Origin of the sequence: Hydrogenobacter sp. T-2 (assembly GCF_033971325.1) — a bacterium.
GTDB classification, from domain to species: domain Bacteria; phylum Aquificota; class Aquificia; order Aquificales; family Aquificaceae; genus Pampinifervens; species Pampinifervens diazotrophicum.
In genome coordinates, this window is record NZ_CP117180.1 from 220,085 (window position 1) to 236,375 (window position 16,291).

Genomic DNA, 16,291 nt, shown 5'->3' on the forward strand with positions numbered 1-16,291 from the left:
GGAGGTTTAGCGTATGCCTACCATAAACCAGCTTGTAAAACAAGGTAGGGAAACAAGGAAGAAAAAGAGCAAAGCACCTGCACTGCAGGGCAATCCTCAAAAAAGAGGAGTCTGCGTGAGGGTCTACACGGTTACACCCAAAAAACCCAACTCCGCCCTGAGGAAGGTTACAAGGGTAAGATTATCAAACGGTATTGAAGTGACCGCATATATACCCGGCGAGGGGCACAACCTCCAAGAGCACTCTTTGGTTTTGGTAAGGGGTGGAAGGGTAAAGGACCTTCCGGGTGTTCGTTATAAGGTGGTGAGAGGTGCCCTTGATACCGCAGGCGTTGCCAACAGAAGACAATCCAGGTCTAAATACGGAGCTAAGAGACCAAAGCCTGGTCAACAAGCACAGGCAAAGGGAGGTAAGAAGTAATGCCAAGAAAGGGTCCAGTTCCTGCAAGAGAAATCTCTCCAGACCCAAAGTATGGGGATGTGATAGTCCACAAGCTCATCAACAAGGTAATGGAAAGTGGTAAGAAGTCCGTGGCAGAGTGGATAGTTTACACTGCCCTTGAATCCGCCGCAAAAGAGGTAAATATGCAACCTGTGGAGCTACTTCACAAGGTGGTGGAAAAGCTAAAGCCTGAGTTTGAAGTGCGTCCAAGAAGGGTGGGTGGTGCCACCTATCAAGTCCCCGTGGAAGTTCCACCCCGTAGACAGATAAGCCTTGCCCTTAAGTGGCTGGTGCAGTCCGCAAGAGAAAGGTCAAAGCACAGAGGAAGCTACACTATGGTGGAAAGGCTAAAGGCGGAGCTTCTTGACGCTCTAAATGAAAAGGGTGGTGCCATAAAGAAGAAGGAAGATACCCACAAGATGGCGGAAGCCAACAAGGTTTTCGCACACTTTAGATGGTAAGGAGGAAGTCATGCCAAGGCTTGTGCCTATAGAAAGGCTCAGAAACATAGGAATAGTCGCCCACATAGACGCCGGAAAGACTACTACCACAGAGAGAATACTCTACTACACGGGTAAAACCTACAAGATAGGTGAGGTGCACGAGGGTGCTGCCACAATGGACTGGATGCCCCAGGAGAGGGAAAGAGGCATAACCATAACCGCAGCAACCACTGCCTGCTATTGGAAAGACCACCAGATAAACATCATAGACACGCCCGGTCACGTGGACTTTTCGGTGGAAGTAGTCCGCTCTATGAAGGTCTTGGACGGTATTATCTTTATCTTCTCTGCGGTAGAAGGTGTCCAGCCTCAGTCAGAAGCCAACTGGAGGTGGGCGGACAGGTTTGGAGTGCCAAGGATAGCCTTCATAAACAAATTGGACAGGCTTGGTGCGGACTTTTACAGGGTATTTAATGAAATAGAGAAAAAGCTAAGCATAAAACCTGTGGCAGTCCAGATACCCATAGGTGCGGAAGACCAGTTCAAGGGTGTGGTAGACCTTATGGAGATGAGGGCTATAATCTGGCTTGAGGAAACCCTCGGTGCCAAATATGAGATAGTGGATGTGCCTGCGGACTACATGGATAAAGCTCAAGAGTGGCGCGCTAAGATGGTGGAAGCCATCGTAGAAAAGGATGACGAGCTTATGATGAAATACCTTGAGGGAGAGGAGATAGCTACAGAGGACCTAAAGAGGGTTCTCAGAAAGGCAACCATAAACAAGGAGCTTGTTCCAGTTCTGTGTGGCTCTGCCTTCAAAAACAAGGGTGTCCAGCCCCTTTTGGATGCGGTTCTTGACTATCTTCCTTCTCCCCTTGATGTTCCGCCGGTGCGTGGAATAAATCCCAAAACAAACCAAGAAGAGGAAAGGAGACCTCTTGATGAAGAGCCCTTCTGTGCATACGCCTTTAAGGTTATGAGCGACCCATATGCGGGACAGCTTACCTACTTTAGAGTGTTCTCAGGTAAAGTTGCCGCAGGCTCTTATGTATACAACGCTACAAAGGACAAGAAGGAAAGAGTTGGAAGGCTTCTGCTTATGCATGCTAACTCAAGAGAGGATGTGCAAGAAGCCTCTGCAGGTGAGATAGTTGCGGCGGTCGGTATGGATGCGGCCACTGGAGATACTCTTTGCGATGAAAAGTTCCCCATACTCCTTGAGAAGTTGGAGTTTCCAGAACCCGTTATCTCTATGGCGATAGAGCCAAAGACGAAAAAGGACCAGGAAAAGCTCTCTCAGGTGCTTAATAAATTTATGAAGGAAGACCCCACCTTCAAAGCAAGTGCAGACCCAGAGACTGGGCAGACCCTCATCCACGGCATGGGAGAGCTGCACCTTGAGATAATAGTGGACAGAATGAAGAGGGAATACGGTATTGAAGTGAACGTGGGCAAGCCTCAGGTGGCTTACAAGGAGACCATAAAGGGCAAGGCAACCGCAGAGGGCAAGTTTATTCGTCAGACAGGTGGTAGGGGTCAATACGGACACGTGGTTATAGAGATAGAACCCCTTGAAAGGGGTCAGGGCTTTGTCTTTGAAAACGCTATAGTGGGTGGAGTAATACCAAAAGAGTTTATCCCTGCGGTTGAAGAAGGTGTAAAAGAGGCTATGCAGAATGGCGTTATGGCAGGTTATCCCGTGGTGGACTTAAAAGTAAAGCTATTTGATGGCTCTTACCACGAGGTGGACTCTTCAGAGATGGCTTTCAAGATAGCAGGTTCCCTTGCTTTCAAAGAAGCGGCAAAGAAGGCAGGTCTTGTGCTCCTTGAGCCAATAATGGAAGTAGAGGTGGAAACTCCCGAGGACTATGTGGGTGATGTGATAGGAGACCTAAACTCAAGAAGGGGCAAAATAATGGGAATGGAAAACAAGGGCATAATAACCGCCATAAGGGCCTATGTGCCTCTTGCGGAGATGTTTGGCTATGCAACCACACTTAGGAGCTTGACACAGGGAAGAGGAACCTTTATAATGAAATTTTCTCATTACGATGAGGTTCCCCACAGCATAGCAGAGCAAATAGTTGGGGAAAGAAGTGCTGTAGCAAAATAAGGAGGTAAGGCGATGGCAAAAGAGAAGTTTGTAAGAGAAAAGGAACACGTTAACGTAGGCACCATAGGACACGTAGACCACGGCAAGTCCACGCTCACATCCGCCATAACCTGCGTTCTTGGTGCAGGAGTAATGCAAGGCGGTAAAGCCAAGTGCATGAGATACGAAGAGATTGACAAAGCACCAGAAGAAAAAGAAAGAGGCATAACCATAAACATCACACACGTAGAATACGAGACACCCAAAAGACACTACGCACACGTAGACTGCCCAGGACACGCAGACTACATAAAGAACATGATAACAGGTGCAGCACAAATGGACGGTGCTATCCTTGTGGTCTCTGCAGCAGACGGTCCAATGCCACAAACAAGAGAACACGTGCTCTTGGCAAGACAGGTTAACGTGCCATACATAGTGGTTTTCATGAACAAATGCGATATGGTAGATGACCCAGAGCTTTTAGACCTTGTGGAACTTGAAGTAAGAGAGCTACTATCCAAGTATGAGTTTCCAGGAGATGATGTGCCAGTGATAAGAGGTTCAGCCCTTGGAGCATTGCAAGAGTTAGACGCAGGCAAGCCAGACCAGTGGTGCAACGCCATAGTGCAGTTAATGGAAGCCCTTGACCAGTATATACCCACACCACAAAGAGAAGTGGACAAACCTTTCCTGATGCCCATAGAGGATGTGTTTACCATTTCAGGACGTGGAACAGTTGTGACAGGAAGGGTAGAAAGAGGCGTGCTAAAGCCTGGAGAGGAAGTGGAGATAGTAGGATTAAGGGAAGAGCCACTAAAGACAGTGGCAACCTCCATAGAGATGTTTAGGAAGATACTTGACGAGGCACTACCAGGAGACAATGTGGGAGTATTGCTAAGAGGAGTAGGCAAGGACGATGTGGAGAGGGGACAAGTATTGGCAAAGCCTGGGACAGTAAAGCCTCATAGGAAGTTTAGGGCACAGGTGTATGTGCTAAGCAAGGAAGAGGGTGGAAGGCACACGCCCTTTTTCGTGAACTACAGGCCACAGTTTTACTTCAGGACTGCGGATGTGACGGGGACGGTGGTGAAACTGCCAGAGGGTCAAGAGATGGTGATGCCTGGTGACAATGTGGAGATAGAGGTGGAGCTTGTCAAGCCAGTGGCTATGGAAGAACAGCTTAGGTTTGCCATAAGGGAAGGTGGAAGGACTGTTGGTGCTGGTGTGGTCACAAAAATCATTGAGTGAGGAATGGCTATGGAGCAGGAACTAATACGGATAAAACTTAGGTCTTATGACCACAGACTTCTTGACCAGTATGTAAAGCAGATAATAGACACGGTCAAGAGAACCGGTGGCGTGGTCAAGGGTCCCATACCTCTTCCCGTTAGGAGAAGAAGGTGGGTGGTTCTTAGGTCTCCACACAAGTTTGACCAGTCAAGGGAGCACTTTGAAATGAGAGAACACAGAAGGATATTGGATATAACCAGAGCGACCTCTCAAACCATAGAGTCCCTGAGGGACCTGACCCTCCCTGCAGGGGTTGATGTGGAGCTAATAATAGGGAGATAGCCATGGCGATAGGGCTTATTGGTAAGAAGATAGGGATGACAAGAGTTTTCCTAAAGGATGGCACTTCTGTGCCCGTAACGGTTATAGAGGTAAAGCCTAACTATATAACTGCGGTAAGAACGCCTGAAAAGAATGGTTATACCGCCATACAGGTGGGTGCCTTTGAAGACAAGGAAAAACATCTAACAAAGCCAGAGCTTGGACATCTCAAAAAGGTGGGTAAAGTTCTAAGGGTGCTAAAGGAGTTTAGGGTAGACTCGGTGGAAGGCTATCAGGTAGGTCAGGAGTTAAGGCTTGAAGAGGTCTTTCAGCCAGGAGAGCTTGTGGATGTGGTGGGCAAGAGCAAGGGAAGAGGCTTTGCGGGCACTATGAAAAGGTGGGACTTTGGTGGTTTTCCCAAGTCTCACGGACACAGATATCACAGAGCGGTTGGTTCTATCGGAAACAGGTCAGACCCAGGTAGAGTATGGAAAAGCAAGAGGATGGCTGGGCATTGGGGTAATGAGCCTATAAGGGTTCAGTCCCTGCTTGTGCTTGATGTTGTTCCTGAGCATAATATCCTTTTGGTCAAGGGTTCTGTGCCAGGACCCAACGGTGGAATAGTTTTTGTAGAAAAGAGCAGGATAGTAAGCAGAAGGTCTCAGAGACTTAAGCTAAATAGAATAAAGGGTATGGTGGAAGCCTTGGTTAAAGGAGAGGTCTCATGAAGGTGCTTGATGCTGAGCTAAAACCTGAAGTCTTTAATGTGGAAGTGAAAAAGCATGTGCTGTGGGAAGTGGTAAAGTGGCAACTTGCCAGCAGAAGACAGGGAAGCCATAGCACCAAGACAAGGGGTGAAGTATCCTATAGTGGAAGAAAGCTCCTACCTCAGAAGGGCACAGGTAATGCAAGACATGGAGACAGAGGTGCCAACATATTCGTAGGCGGTGGCGTGGCTCACGGTCCAAAGCCAAGAGATTACTACTATCCTCTCCCTAAGAAGGTAAGAAGGCTTGGGCTTAAAATGGCTTTGAGCTTGAAGGCTAAAGAGAATAACCTGCTCTTAGTTGACAGCTTAGATTTGGGAGAGGTGCCAAAGACTAAAAGGGCTGTGGAAGTGCTTAAAACCCTTGGCATATATCCTCAAAAGGTGCTCGTGGTTCTGCCTCAAAAGGAAGAGGTTATATATAAATCCTTTAGAAATCTGCCTTATGTGAGGGTTCTGCCTGTTGAAGGTTTGAATGTTTATGATATCCTTTGGGCGGATAAACTACTTATAACCTCCCAAGCCTTAGAGAAGATATATGAGAGGTTGTCATCATGAAAAGACCAGAAGAAGTGATAATAAGACCTATAATAACCGAAAAGAGCAACAGGCTTATGGAAGACCATAAAAAGTATACCTTTGAAGTGGCTATGGACGCCACAAAGCACGAAATAAAGCACGCAGTGGAAAAGCTCTTTGGTGTAAAGGTGCTAAAGGTAAACACCCTCATAGTAAAGCCAAGAAAGAAGAGAATAATAGGAAAGTTTAGGAGGTATGGCTATACAAGGGCATACAAAAAAGCCATAGTTACCATACCTCCCGATAAGGAAATAGACCTAACAGGAGTGTAAAGATGGGTGTAAGGAAGTTAAAGCCTGTTACCAACGGTCAGAGACATGCGGTTCTGTATGACTTTTCTGAGATTACTAAGTCTGAGCCAGAAAAGTCCCTGCTTGTGCATTGGCATAGGGCAAAGGGAAGGTCCCGTCAGCAGGGTAAGATAACCTCAAGGGGCAGAGGCGGTGGCAACAAGAGAAGATACAGGCTCATTGACTTCAAAAGGGACAAAAGACTTGTCCCTGCAAAGGTGGTTGCCATAGAGTATGACCCTAATAGATCTGCACGCATAGCATTGCTCCAGTATGCGGATGGCGAAAAGAGGTATATTCTTTGGCCTGAGGGGCTAAAGGTAGGAGACACGGTCTTGTCCATCTCTTACGAAGATGCAGAAAAGGGCAAGGAGCTTCCCGAGATAAAGGTAGGCAATGCCTTACCTCTTAAGTATATGCCTGTGGGAACGGTGGTTCACAACGTAGAGCTTCATCCTGGTAAAGGTGGGCAGATAGCTAGGTCTGCGGGTATGTCTGCTCAGATATTGGGTAAAGTGGGAGATTATGTCCAGCTTAGAATGCCCTCTGGCGAGATAAGGCTTGTTCACCAAAGGTGCATGGCAACGGTGGGCGTTGTGGGTCTTGCGGAGCACGAGCTCGTCAAGTATGGAAAGGCAGGCAGGTACAGGTGGCTCGGCTGGAGACCAAAGGTTAGAGGAACTGCTACAAACCCTGTTGACCACCCTCACGGTGGTGGTGAAGGAAAGACAAAGGGTAAACACCCAGAGTCGCCCTGGGGCTGGAAAACGAAAGGCTACAAGACTAGAAGAGGCAAGAAGTATTCCGATAAATTTATACTGGTCTCAAGAAAGGGTAAGCCTCTCAGAGGAGGTGTTAAATAATGGGCTTTAAGGGTGCATGGAACAAGAGAAACAGACCTGTTGAAGACCTTGATAGTTTTCTAAAGCTCTACAAAAAGACCCAGAGGATATACAAAAAGGTCAGGACGGTTCAGCATACACCACAGCTATACCAGAAGGCTCTTGAAAAGTATCAGAGAGTGTGGGATGAATACAGAAAGCTGGTAAACAAAAAGGCATGGGTGGATCCAAAGCTCTGGGTAAGGATAAAGAAGATGAACCAAACTGGCGATAGAAAGGTTATAAAAACCTACAGCAGGGACACTACTATAATTCCTGAGTTTGTGGGACACACCATAGCAGTGCATAACGGAAAAACCTTTGTCCCAGTTTATATAACCTCAGAGATGGTGGGTCATAAACTGGGTGAGTTTGCTCCCACAAGAACCTTTAAGGGTCACCCAGAAAAGTCCGCAAAGGCTACAAAGAAGAAGTGAGGTGTAAAAATGGAAGCAAGGGCGGTTTTAAGGTATGCAAAGGTTTCACCCACGAAGGCAAGACAAGTGCTCAGGGTTATTCAAGGTATGAAGGCGGGCGATGCCCTCTATCAGCTCAGGTTTATACCCAAAAAGTCCGCACGCATAGTGGAGGGCGTCCTAAAAAGCGCTCTTGCCAACGCGGAACAAAAGGGTATGGACTTGGAAAAGCTATACATTCAAAAGGCGGTGGCGGACGAGGGTCCTATGTATAAAAAATGGCTTCCAAGAGCTCATGGTAGGGCTACTATGTTAAGAAAAAGAACCTCTCACATAACCCTTGTGCTTATAGAAAAGGAGGAAGACTGATGGGTCAGAAGACGCATCCCATAGGTTTTAGGGTTGGAGTTATCAGAGATTGGACTTCCAAATGGTTTGCGGGAAAAAGGGACTATACAGAGCTACTTCATGAAGATATAAGAATAAAAGACTACATAAAGAAAAGGTATGCATCCGCTGGGATATCTAAGGTTATAGTAGAAAGGATGGCGGACAAGGTAAAGGTGAGAGTTCTTGCCTCAAGACCGGGTATCATCATAGGTAGAAAGGGTGCAGAGGTAGAGCAGTTAAAAAAGGATATAGAATACATAACCCGCGGCAAAGATGTGATTATAACCGTAGATGAGGTAAGGGTCCCAGAGTTGGACGCACAGCTTGTGGCGGAAGAGATAGCCCTTCAAATAGAAAGAAGGGTTTCTCACAGAAGGGCTATGAAAAGGGCTATAGATAACGCCTTTAAGGCAGGTGCAAAGGGTGTAAAGGTGCAGGTAAAGGGTAGGATAGGTGGTGCGGAGCTGGCAAGGGCGGAGTGGTTTCTTGTAGGAAGGATGCCTCTGCAAACCTTGAGGGCGGACATAGACTACGGTTATGCAGTAGCCCAGACCAAATATGGAGTACTTGGCATAAAGGTGTGGATATACAAGGGAGATGTGCTAAAGGGTGGCAAGGAAGAGATAGTTAAAAAGATAGAGGAAGACCTCAAAAAAGCTGAAAAGGAGGTATAAAAGATGTCCTTCTTAGCACCTAAAAAGACAAAGTTTAGAAAAATACAGAGAGGGACACTAAAGGGAAAGGCTCTTAGAGGTAATAAGGTCTCCTTTGGTGAATACGGTATACAAGCACTTGAGTCCTGCTGGCTCACCCAGAGACAGATAGAAGCTGGCAGGATAGCCTTAGTGAGGGCTCTTAGAAAGGGTGCAAAGGTATGGATACAGGTATTTCCAGACAAGCCCTACACAAAAAAGCCTAACGAAGTTCGTATGGGTGGTGGAAAAGGCGACCCAGAGGGCTTTGTGGCAGTTGTGAAACCAGGAAGGATACTATATGAATTTTCTGGAGTTCCTAAGGAGGTAGCGGAAGAGGCTCACAGGCTGGTGGATGCTAAACTTCCTATAAAGACAAGGCTTGTAAAGGCTGGAGGTATGAAGGGATGAAGACCAAAGACCTAAGAAAGCTAAGTCTTCAGGACCTTATTAAAAAGGAGCAAGAGCTTAGAAGGGAGCTTTTTAGACTTAGGATTAAGAAGAAGGTAGAAGGGCTTCCAAACCCCATGCAAATAAGAAACACAAGAAGAGACCTTGCAAGGGTCCTCACCCTTATAAAAGAAAAACAGCTGAGAGGTGAAGGATAATGGAAAAGCCTTGGCATCTGAAGAGAAAAGAACTTGTGGGTTACGTTGTGAGCGATAAGATGGATAAGACGGTGGTTGTAAAGGTAGACAGAAGGGAGGCTCACCCTATATACAAAAAGCACATAATAAAGAGCAAGAAGTATCATGCTCATGACCCCAATAACGAGTGCAAGGTTGGAGACCTTGTGGTTATAAGAGAGACAAGACCTCTTTCTAAGACCAAGAGATGGGTGGTGGTGAAGATACTACAAAGAGCTAAATCTCCGGAGGAAGCACTTAAGGAATAAGTAAAATAATTTCATGTTCTCTTTTCTATTCCTTTTCCTTTTCTTTTCCTTTTCTTTCTCTTTGGAGATTTTTTCCGGAAGGCTTGAGAAATTGCCAGATGGAAGATTCAAAGCTACTGGCAATGTAGAGGCTTACTACAAAGAATACTACATTAAAGCTGAGTTTATGACCTACGACCCGCAAAAGAGAATCGTTTACGCAAAGGAAGAAGTATACATAAAGTCTGTAGATGGAAGGTTTGAGGTAAAAGGAAGCGAAGCACTCCTTGACCTTGAAAGAGATGTGGGATACTTCCTTGACGCAGAGGGCAGGTTTGAGAAGTTTAACTTTACCGCAAAAAGGTTTGAGAAAGAGGGAGAAGCCTACTCTATACAAGAAGGCTCAATAACCACATGTCCACCAGACAGAAAAGAGATGAAGCTGTGCTTTTCAAGGGCAAGGGTATCTCAAAGGTATGTGTTTAGTGAAAACAACACCCTACAGCTTTTCAGAGTGCCTATAGCCTACCTGCCTATAACCCTCTTTCCTGTAGGAGAGAGAAGGTCTGGGCTTTTGCCTCCTACTATCGGTTCAAACACGTATAACACTCTTATATACCAACAACCCATATATTGGGCTATATCAAAGAACAAGGATGCTACACTAACCCTTGACCTAAGAGATAAACAGGCAAAGGGTCTTTCCCTTGAATACCGTCATTCTATGAAAAAGAACCTTGACCTCACTGGAACTCTCTCTTTTTACAAAGAACCTACTCCGCCTGACAAATGGTGGCAAGGTAGAGATCCATCAACTTTTAGGGAAAACCGCTACAGAATAAAGGCTGACATTGACCTTGGAGACTTAAAGGTTGGCGTGGACACTATTTCAGACCCATACTTTATGCAGGATGTGTACTTCACCACGAGAGATAGGACCGTGCCTTATCTTACCTCTTACATAACCTATAAGAGGGAATGGGAAAGGTTTCTTTTTACCTTTGATGCAAGGAGGTTTTACGATACTACCTCTCCTAACAATAAAGAGACTCTCCAGAGACTTCCTGAAATAGGGTTTTATCTTAAGGATACTCCTGTATTGCAGAACCTCTACTTTAACTTGAGTGCTTCTTACACAAACTTTTATAGAGAAGAGGGGCTTAGAGCCCAAAGACTTATTCTTTTTCCGGAATTTTCAATACCAAAGCACGTTTTTGGTCTTAACCTGCTTTCCACCCTTACCTTTGAAAACATAGCCTACATGGACGTAAAAGGAGGGAGATTTGAAGATAAAAGCATATTTGGAAGTATTCGCTACAGAGAAAGTCTTCCATATTTTTATAAACTTCATCTTGGAGGGTTTGACCTTAGGAACACCTTTGAGCTGTCATACTCTTACAGACCCAAGGGCTTTAAAAATCCAAGGTTTGATGACCTTGACAGTATAGACAAGGAAAGCCTTTTGTCTTATACCCTTAAGAGCTACGGTTATCACAAGGAAAAGCTTCTCTATAGCCTATTTCTTGCTGGCGGATATAACCACCTTGGTAGGTTTACCTATGCAGGGCAAGAGGTGAGAGAAAAATTTTTACCAATTAGGGCTATACTCTGGCTCTATCCCACAGACTGGCTTAGGCTTTCTTCAGACAGTCTCTATGACCCAGTTCATGGACGTCTTCTGAGGTCAATAGGTTCACTTACCATAAGCGGTGAGGGTAAGAGTATAACTTTGGGTAGAACCTTGGAGAAAAATTACGATGGTAGCGTAGTCAACGACCAGTATAACCTGTCCGCTTCCGCACTCTATAGAAACGCAAGCCTATTCTTTGGTATCATTAGGGACAGCAAGGTTAACAAAGACCTTCAAAGGCAGGTGGGTATGGAATACAAGGGGGCTTGCTGGAGTTTGGGGATATTGCTAAGGGATATATACGACGGAACAAGACAAAAATATCTCAAAGAGGTTTTTTTGACCTTTAATGTCTTTGACCTTCAGAGGTTTACAGTGCCTCTGAAAAGATGAGCATATCTTTCAACTTATTGGTCTGTGCCTTTATATCTTCTGAATGAAATATGCCAGAGCCTACCACCAATATGTCCGCACCAGCTTTTGCTACCTCTACGATGTTGTCTTCTTTTATCCCACCGTCTATTTCAATAAGGACTGATGGGTTTATATCCTGTAAAAGGGCTTTTAGCTTCCTTAGCCTCTCAATAGACCTTTGTATGAACTTTTGTCCTCCAAAACCTGGGTTTACAGACATCAGGAGCACAAAATCCGCATAATGTACCACTTCTTCCAATGCACTAAGGGGTGTGCCGGGGTTTATAACTACTCCAGCCTTTGCACCAAGGCTTTTTATGAGCTCAAGGGTGCGGTGAATATGGGGTGTGTTTTCAACGTGGACGCTCACCATCTCTGCACCAGCTTTTATAAAGTCAGGAATGTATTTATCTGGGTTTTCTATCATAAGATGTGCATCTAAGGGAAGGGGGCAGTGCTTTTTTATGCTTTCCAAAAGTACAGGACCAAAGGTTATGTTAGGCACAAAGTGTCCATCCATTACGTCAAAGTGTATAAGGTCCGCACCACCCTCCACGCAAGCCATCACCTGTTCGCCCAGCCTCCAAAAGTCCGCAGAGAGTATGGAGGGAGCAAGAAGCTTCATTCCGCCTCCTCTTCAACTCTTATGAGAATAGGCTTTCCCATAACCACAGGCAGAGTTTGCATCTCTTGCAAGGCTCTACGCATGGAGCTTTCGTAAGCCTTATGGGTCAGGACTACCAAGGGCACTATATGTTCGCCTTCTCTTCCTGCCAGCTTGCAGACCTTTTCCTTTTGCAGGACACTGGCTATGCTTATGTGGTGGTCTGCCAGGACTTTTGCTATGCTTGCCAGCACGCCCGGTCTGTCTGGCACATCAAACCTAAGGTAATACCGGCTGTAGAAATCCTCCGTGAGCTTTATCCTTTTGTCTTCCCAATTTATGGGATAGGTGCATACTTGCCCTGACTGTAGTCTGCAGGCTATGTCCACTATATCTGAGACCACCGCAGAAGCAGTAGGATGAGAGCCTGCACCTCTACCGTAAAACATGGTTTTACCCACAAAGTCTCCCTCTACCATAATAGCGTTAAAAACATCAGAGACCTTTGCCAAGGGGTCTTCCTCTGGTAAAAAGGTAGGGTGGACCCTTACTTCAAGCTCCTCTTCCCTCCTCTTTGCTATGGCAAGGAGCTTAAGGGTGTAGCCCAGCTCTCTTCCGAGCTCCACGTCCAAAAGCTCAATGTTCCTTATGCCCTCCACGTGGATACGAGAGAAGGGTAAAAAGCTACCAAAGGCTATAAAGGATAGTATGGCTATTTTATGGGCACTATCCCAACCATCTATGTCAAGAGATGGGTCCGCTTCTGCGTATCCTTTACTTTTAGCTTCTTTTAGGGCGGTTTCAAAATCCACATCTTCTTGAAGCATCCTCGTTAGTATATAGTTAGTTGTCCCGTTGAGTATGCCGTAGACCACTTTTATATTGTTTCCCACAAGGGCTTCTCTTACCGCCTTTATAATAGGTATGCCACCACCTACAGAAGCCTCAAAGCCTATGTGCAGACCTCTTTCTTGAGCGAGGCTAAAAAGCTCTTCTCCTTCCTCCGCAAGTAGATGCTTGTTGGCGGTAACCACGTGTTTTCCTTTTAAAAGAGCCTCCTTTATAAGCTCCTTGGCAAAACCCTTTCCGCCTACAAGCTCAACCACTATGTGAGAGTTTTCTATGACCTCTTTGTAATCTGTGGTTCTTAAGCCTTCTGGCACATGGAAAGCTCTTTGTCTCTCCCAATCTCTGTCTGCAACCTTTGAAAGCTCAAGCTCTACACCAGTCTTCTTTTTGATAATTTCTGAGTTTTTCAAAAGAAGTTCCACTACACCAGTGCCAACCACACCACAACCCACAATTCCAACTTTAACCTTCAAGGTTTACCTCCGTGATTTGTCCTGTAGGGAACTGGAATATATTGCACAGAAGGCACCTGTGAGCCCATAGGTTGCGGAAAGAGCTCCATAAGAGCATAAACCTCTTCAGGCACATCAGTGCTAACATTTAAACCGAGCTCCTTTAGATACTCGACGGTAAGAGGATAGTCATGAGTATATTTACCTGTGGCTAACTCTTGGGCTATCCTTTCTGCCTTTCCCTCTTCCATACCGTTCTGGGTGAGAAGCCAAAGAAGGTAGGACTTCATTTGGTCTATTGCTTTCCGAGCTATATCCGCCATTATGAGGGTTTGGTCTTCTATATCCTTTATATCTTTTTGTTCCAACACTTTTAGTATAGAGGCGGCAGGCATTTGACCTATTTGTGGGTCTACTGGTCCAAGCACTGCGTTTGGGTCCATTATAATCTCATCTGCGGAAAGTGCAAGAAGCGTGCCTCCAGACATGGCATAGTGAGGAACAATAACCCTTACGGGACCCTTATGTCTTACCAGAGCGTTAGCAATCTGAGTGGATGCAAGGGCGAGCCCACCGGGTGTATGCACTATAAGGTCTATAGGCATCTCTGGAGGGGTCATCCTAATTGCCCTTAGAACCTGCTCCGAGTCTTCTATGTTTATGTATCTGAATATGGGAATTCCAAAAAAGCCAAGACTTTCCTGTCTATGTATTAAGGTTATTACCCTGCTACCTCTTTTTCCCTCAAGCTGTCGTATAAGTGCTTCCCTAGCCTTTGATAATAAAAACCTTCTCCAAAAAGGTATAAGGAGGAAGGCTAATAGTAAAAAGAGCCACAGAAAATTAACAAGGGGGAAAAGGGGGTTATAAAAGGGCTGTTCCATAGGAAAAAATTATATCATGCTGTGAGATAATAGAATAGCTATATGTCAAGGGCAGAGCTAAGGATAGGAATTAGGAGTCTTGAGGGTAATATAAAAAGCCTTTACCGCTTTTCCCAGAAGCCTATAATAGCTGTGCTGAAAGCTAACGCTTATGGCGTGGGTGCTTTGCAGGTGGCTTTGTTAATGGATAAGTTAGAGGAAATCTCCGCACTTGCGGTAGCCTGCGTAGAAGAGGGTATAGACCTAAGGAAGGTTGGTGTGAGAAAAAAGATACTCGTGCTTGGAGGGGTGCTAAAGGGTGAGGAAAAAGCCTTTGTGGAATATAACCTGACACCCGTAGTGTCCCATAAGGAGCATCTAAAGGCCTTGGCTGGGTTGAACATACCTATACAGATAAAATACGACACAGGCATGGGGAGATTGGGTTTTCTGGAAGAGGTTATAAAAGATGACAGAGTTGAAGGAATCCTTAGCCACCTTTCAAGCCCACTTGACGAAGAATACTCAAAACTCCAAATTGAAAGGTTTGTCAAGATATTAAACCACTACAGAGGTCTTAAGTATGTGCATATGGAAAGCTCCGCAGGAGTGGTATATCGCATCCCCTTTACCACTCATATACGCGTAGGACTTGCCCTCTATGGAGAAAAGCCCATGCCAAACTACCTAGTTTCTTTAACTCCAGCTCTTGAGCTTAGGGCAAAGATATTATCCGTAAAGACCTTACCTGCAGGCTTTTCTGTTTCTTACTCAAGGACATATATAACAGAAAAATCCACAAGGGTAGGTGTGGTCGCCTTTGGCTATGCGGACGGTCTTATGAAGAGCCTATCCAACAAAGCCTATCTTTTCTACAAGGGCAAGCCTGTAAAAATAATAGGAAACATAACTATGGACATGACCATGGTAGACCTTACCAATACGGACGCTCAGGTGGGAGACTGGATAGAAATAGTGGGACAAAATCAGAGTTTTACAGACCTTGCGAAACTTGCTGGAACTATACCCTATGAGCTTATGACTAACCTATCAAGTAGGATAAGGAGGGAATTATGCTTATAACCTTTGAAGGTATAGACGGCTCTGGCAAGAGCACTCAGGCAAAAAGGCTTTATGAATACCTTAAGGCAAAGGGTTATAAGGTTTCCCTATACAGAGACCCAGGGTCTACGCCTCTTGCTGAAAAGATAAGGGAGCTTTTGTTAAGTTTTGAAATGGACCCAACCACGGAGCTTTTACTTTTTGAGTCCGCAAGGTCAAGCCTTGTGTGGGAAAGAATATTTCCAGACCTAAAAGAAGGCAAAATAGTAATTCTTGACCGCTTTATAGATTCCACAACCGCCTATCAGGGCTATGGCAGAGAGATAAACCTTGGCACGGTAAGTATTCTAAACCATATAGCCATCAGAGGTAGAAAGCCTGATATAACCTTCTTGCTAAATGTTCCCCTTGAAGTAGCCTTAGAGAGGATTGAGGGCAAAAAGACTCGCTTTGAAGACAAAGATTATCTCAGAAAAGTGAGAGATGCCTACATACTTATGGCAAACCAAGAGAGGGAAAGGATAGTGCTATTAGATGGAAACAGAGATGTGGAAAGGGTTTTTGAGGATATCCTTAAGGTTCTCAGAGAAAGGTTTGGGCTTGATATATAATTTTTGAGAGGAGGCTTTGCCATGCAAGACTGCATATTTTGCAAGATAGTAAGAAAGGAAATTCCCTCAAAGGGTGTTTATGAGGATGAGCTGGTTTATGCCTTTCATGATATCAATCCCGTTGCACCCACGCACATTTTAATAATTCCCAAAAAGCACATAGTTGGTATTCAAAGCTTTGAGCCTGAGGATGCGCCTTTGGTGGGTCATATGTTCTATGTGGCAAGAAAACTTGGAGAAGAGCTGGGCTATGCACCCGATGAGGAGTTAAACAAGGGCTATAGGTTGGTTTTTAACGTGGGAAAGGATGCAGGGCAAAGCGTCTTTCATCTTCATCTTCACTTCATCGCAGGGAGGAGCATGTCCTGGCCACCAGGTTGATATCCT

General features: G+C 45.3%; 22 protein-coding genes. 19 read left to right on the forward strand and 3 right to left on the reverse strand.

Going from position 1 to position 16,291, the window contains the following annotated elements:
* The first annotated feature begins 13 nt into the window (after positions 1-13).
* From rpsL to IAE16_RS01340, 16 genes are all read left to right on the forward strand, one after another.
* A complete protein-coding gene (gene rpsL / locus IAE16_RS01265) occupies positions 14-421 on the forward strand; it encodes a 30S ribosomal protein S12 (protein WP_173833301.1) in 408 nt (135 codons plus the stop codon).
* On the forward strand, positions 421-903 hold the full coding sequence (gene rpsG / locus IAE16_RS01270; RefSeq protein ID WP_323700890.1) for a 30S ribosomal protein S7: 483 nt from the start codon (positions 421-423) through the stop codon (positions 901-903). Before rpsL ends, rpsG begins: the two co-directional genes overlap by 1 nt.
* A gap of 10 nt (positions 904-913) precedes the next feature.
* Positions 914-2,998 (forward strand): elongation factor G, encoded by a 2,085-nt coding sequence (gene fusA, locus IAE16_RS01275; RefSeq protein WP_323700891.1) that lies wholly within the window; start codon positions 914-916, stop codon positions 2,996-2,998.
* 12 nt (positions 2,999-3,010) lie between these two features.
* Positions 3,011-4,228, forward strand: coding sequence for an elongation factor Tu (gene tuf / locus IAE16_RS01280; RefSeq protein WP_323700878.1), 1,218 nt, complete (start codon positions 3,011-3,013; stop codon positions 4,226-4,228).
* A gap of 9 nt (positions 4,229-4,237) precedes the next feature.
* Positions 4,238-4,552, forward strand: coding sequence for a 30S ribosomal protein S10 (rpsJ, locus tag IAE16_RS01285; protein ID WP_173833297.1), 315 nt, complete (start codon positions 4,238-4,240; stop codon positions 4,550-4,552).
* A 2-nt stretch (positions 4,553-4,554) separates the two neighbouring features.
* Positions 4,555-5,259, forward strand: a complete 705-nt coding sequence (gene rplC / locus IAE16_RS01290) for a 50S ribosomal protein L3 (protein ID WP_323700892.1) — start codon at positions 4,555-4,557, stop codon at positions 5,257-5,259.
* A complete protein-coding gene (gene rplD / locus IAE16_RS01295; protein WP_323700893.1) occupies positions 5,256-5,855 on the forward strand; it encodes a 50S ribosomal protein L4 in 600 nt (199 codons plus the stop codon). Before rplC ends, rplD begins: the two co-directional genes overlap by 4 nt.
* A complete protein-coding gene (rplW, locus tag IAE16_RS01300) occupies positions 5,852-6,148 on the forward strand; it encodes a 50S ribosomal protein L23 (protein ID WP_323700894.1) in 297 nt (98 codons plus the stop codon). The genes rplD and rplW overlap by 4 nt, the downstream gene beginning before the upstream one ends.
* A gap of 2 nt (positions 6,149-6,150) precedes the next feature.
* On the forward strand, positions 6,151-7,029 hold the full coding sequence (gene rplB / locus IAE16_RS01305) for a 50S ribosomal protein L2 (protein WP_323700895.1): 879 nt from the start codon (positions 6,151-6,153) through the stop codon (positions 7,027-7,029).
* Between the two features lie 158 nt (positions 7,030-7,187).
* Positions 7,188-7,484: a 30S ribosomal protein S19 gene (rpsS, locus tag IAE16_RS01310; RefSeq protein ID WP_345785539.1), complete on the forward strand. Its 297-nt coding sequence runs from the start codon at positions 7,188-7,190 to the stop codon at positions 7,482-7,484.
* Positions 7,485-7,493: 9 nt separating this feature from the next.
* Positions 7,494-7,832, forward strand: a complete 339-nt coding sequence (gene rplV / locus IAE16_RS01315; protein ID WP_323700896.1) for a 50S ribosomal protein L22 — start codon at positions 7,494-7,496, stop codon at positions 7,830-7,832.
* Positions 7,832-8,527 (forward strand): 30S ribosomal protein S3, encoded by a 696-nt coding sequence (rpsC, locus tag IAE16_RS01320; protein ID WP_323700897.1) that lies wholly within the window; start codon positions 7,832-7,834, stop codon positions 8,525-8,527. Before rplV ends, rpsC begins: the two co-directional genes overlap by 1 nt.
* A gap of 3 nt (positions 8,528-8,530) precedes the next feature.
* Positions 8,531-8,956 carry a 50S ribosomal protein L16 gene (gene rplP / locus IAE16_RS01325; RefSeq protein WP_323700898.1) on the forward strand — a complete coding sequence of 142 codons (426 nt, stop codon included), beginning with the start codon at positions 8,531-8,533 and terminating at the stop codon, positions 8,954-8,956.
* Positions 8,953-9,153 carry a 50S ribosomal protein L29 gene (gene rpmC, locus IAE16_RS01330; protein WP_323700899.1) on the forward strand — a complete coding sequence of 67 codons (201 nt, stop codon included), beginning with the start codon at positions 8,953-8,955 and terminating at the stop codon, positions 9,151-9,153. The genes rplP and rpmC overlap by 4 nt, the downstream gene beginning before the upstream one ends.
* Entirely contained in the window at positions 9,153-9,440 is a 288-nt protein-coding gene (rpsQ, locus tag IAE16_RS01335; RefSeq protein WP_323700900.1) for a 30S ribosomal protein S17, read from the forward strand. Before rpmC ends, rpsQ begins: the two co-directional genes overlap by 1 nt.
* Before the next feature lie 13 nt (positions 9,441-9,453).
* Positions 9,454-11,442, forward strand: coding sequence for an LPS-assembly protein LptD (locus IAE16_RS01340; RefSeq protein WP_323700901.1), 1,989 nt, complete (start codon positions 9,454-9,456; stop codon positions 11,440-11,442).
* Here the strand turns inward: IAE16_RS01340 and rpe are convergent.
* The 3 genes from rpe to IAE16_RS01355 are packed head-to-tail and all read right to left on the reverse strand — an operon-like array spanning position 11,420 to position 14,252.
* Positions 11,420-12,088 (reverse strand): ribulose-phosphate 3-epimerase, encoded by a 669-nt coding sequence (gene rpe, locus IAE16_RS01345; protein WP_323700902.1) that lies wholly within the window; start codon positions 12,086-12,088, stop codon positions 11,420-11,422. The two genes, IAE16_RS01340 and rpe, sit on opposite strands and share 23 nt — an antisense overlap.
* Positions 12,085-13,389: a homoserine dehydrogenase gene (locus IAE16_RS01350; RefSeq protein ID WP_323700903.1), complete on the reverse strand. Its 1,305-nt coding sequence runs from the start codon at positions 13,387-13,389 to the stop codon at positions 12,085-12,087. Before IAE16_RS01350 ends, rpe begins: the two co-directional genes overlap by 4 nt.
* Positions 13,386-14,252 carry an SDH family Clp fold serine proteinase gene (locus IAE16_RS01355; protein WP_323700904.1) on the reverse strand — a complete coding sequence of 289 codons (867 nt, stop codon included), beginning with the start codon at positions 14,250-14,252 and terminating at the stop codon, positions 13,386-13,388. The genes IAE16_RS01350 and IAE16_RS01355 overlap by 4 nt, the downstream gene beginning before the upstream one ends.
* A 42-nt stretch (positions 14,253-14,294) precedes the next feature.
* Between IAE16_RS01355 and alr the strand changes: the two genes are divergently transcribed.
* From alr to IAE16_RS01370, 3 genes are read left to right on the forward strand one after another with little or no spacing between them, the layout of a single operon-like run.
* Positions 14,295-15,314 carry an alanine racemase gene (gene alr, locus IAE16_RS01360; RefSeq protein ID WP_323700905.1) on the forward strand — a complete coding sequence of 340 codons (1,020 nt, stop codon included), beginning with the start codon at positions 14,295-14,297 and terminating at the stop codon, positions 15,312-15,314.
* Positions 15,305-15,904, forward strand: coding sequence for a dTMP kinase (tmk, locus tag IAE16_RS01365; protein WP_323700906.1), 600 nt, complete (start codon positions 15,305-15,307; stop codon positions 15,902-15,904). Before alr ends, tmk begins: the two co-directional genes overlap by 10 nt.
* Before the next feature lie 21 nt (positions 15,905-15,925).
* Positions 15,926-16,285 (forward strand): histidine triad nucleotide-binding protein, encoded by a 360-nt coding sequence (locus IAE16_RS01370; RefSeq protein WP_323700907.1) that lies wholly within the window; start codon positions 15,926-15,928, stop codon positions 16,283-16,285.
* Positions 16,286-16,291 lie beyond the last annotated feature (6 nt).

Coding starts and splice junctions, on each gene's coding strand:
- rplC (WP_323700892.1), top strand. CDS start 4,555: ATGGCGATAGGGCTTATTGGTAAGAAGATAGGGATGACAAGAGTTTTC.
- rplB (WP_323700895.1), top strand. CDS start 6,151: ATGGGTGTAAGGAAGTTAAAGCCTGTTACCAACGGTCAGAGACATGCG.
- tmk (WP_323700906.1), top strand. CDS start 15,305: ATGCTTATAACCTTTGAAGGTATAGACGGCTCTGGCAAGAGCACTCAG.
- IAE16_RS01370 (WP_323700907.1), top strand. CDS start 15,926: ATGCAAGACTGCATATTTTGCAAGATAGTAAGAAAGGAAATTCCCTCA.
- rpsQ (WP_323700900.1), top strand. CDS start 9,153: ATGGAAAAGCCTTGGCATCTGAAGAGAAAAGAACTTGTGGGTTACGTT.
- alr (WP_323700905.1), top strand. CDS start 14,295: ATGTCAAGGGCAGAGCTAAGGATAGGAATTAGGAGTCTTGAGGGTAAT.
- rplV (WP_323700896.1), top strand. CDS start 7,494: ATGGAAGCAAGGGCGGTTTTAAGGTATGCAAAGGTTTCACCCACGAAG.
- rpsJ (WP_173833297.1), top strand. CDS start 4,238: ATGGAGCAGGAACTAATACGGATAAAACTTAGGTCTTATGACCACAGA.
- rplD (WP_323700893.1), top strand. CDS start 5,256: ATGAAGGTGCTTGATGCTGAGCTAAAACCTGAAGTCTTTAATGTGGAA.
- rpsG (WP_323700890.1), top strand. CDS start 421: ATGCCAAGAAAGGGTCCAGTTCCTGCAAGAGAAATCTCTCCAGACCCA.
- rpe (WP_323700902.1), bottom strand. CDS start 12,088: ATGAAGCTTCTTGCTCCCTCCATACTCTCTGCGGACTTTTGGAGGCTG.
- rpmC (WP_323700899.1), top strand. CDS start 8,953: ATGAAGACCAAAGACCTAAGAAAGCTAAGTCTTCAGGACCTTATTAAA.
- fusA (WP_323700891.1), top strand. CDS start 914: ATGCCAAGGCTTGTGCCTATAGAAAGGCTCAGAAACATAGGAATAGTC.
- IAE16_RS01340 (WP_323700901.1), top strand. CDS start 9,454: ATGTTCTCTTTTCTATTCCTTTTCCTTTTCTTTTCCTTTTCTTTCTCT.
- rpsL (WP_173833301.1), top strand. CDS start 14: ATGCCTACCATAAACCAGCTTGTAAAACAAGGTAGGGAAACAAGGAAG.
- rplP (WP_323700898.1), top strand. CDS start 8,531: ATGTCCTTCTTAGCACCTAAAAAGACAAAGTTTAGAAAAATACAGAGA.
- tuf (WP_323700878.1), top strand. CDS start 3,011: ATGGCAAAAGAGAAGTTTGTAAGAGAAAAGGAACACGTTAACGTAGGC.
- IAE16_RS01355 (WP_323700904.1), bottom strand. CDS start 14,252: ATGGAACAGCCCTTTTATAACCCCCTTTTCCCCCTTGTTAATTTTCTG.
- rplW (WP_323700894.1), top strand. CDS start 5,852: ATGAAAAGACCAGAAGAAGTGATAATAAGACCTATAATAACCGAAAAG.
- rpsC (WP_323700897.1), top strand. CDS start 7,832: ATGGGTCAGAAGACGCATCCCATAGGTTTTAGGGTTGGAGTTATCAGA.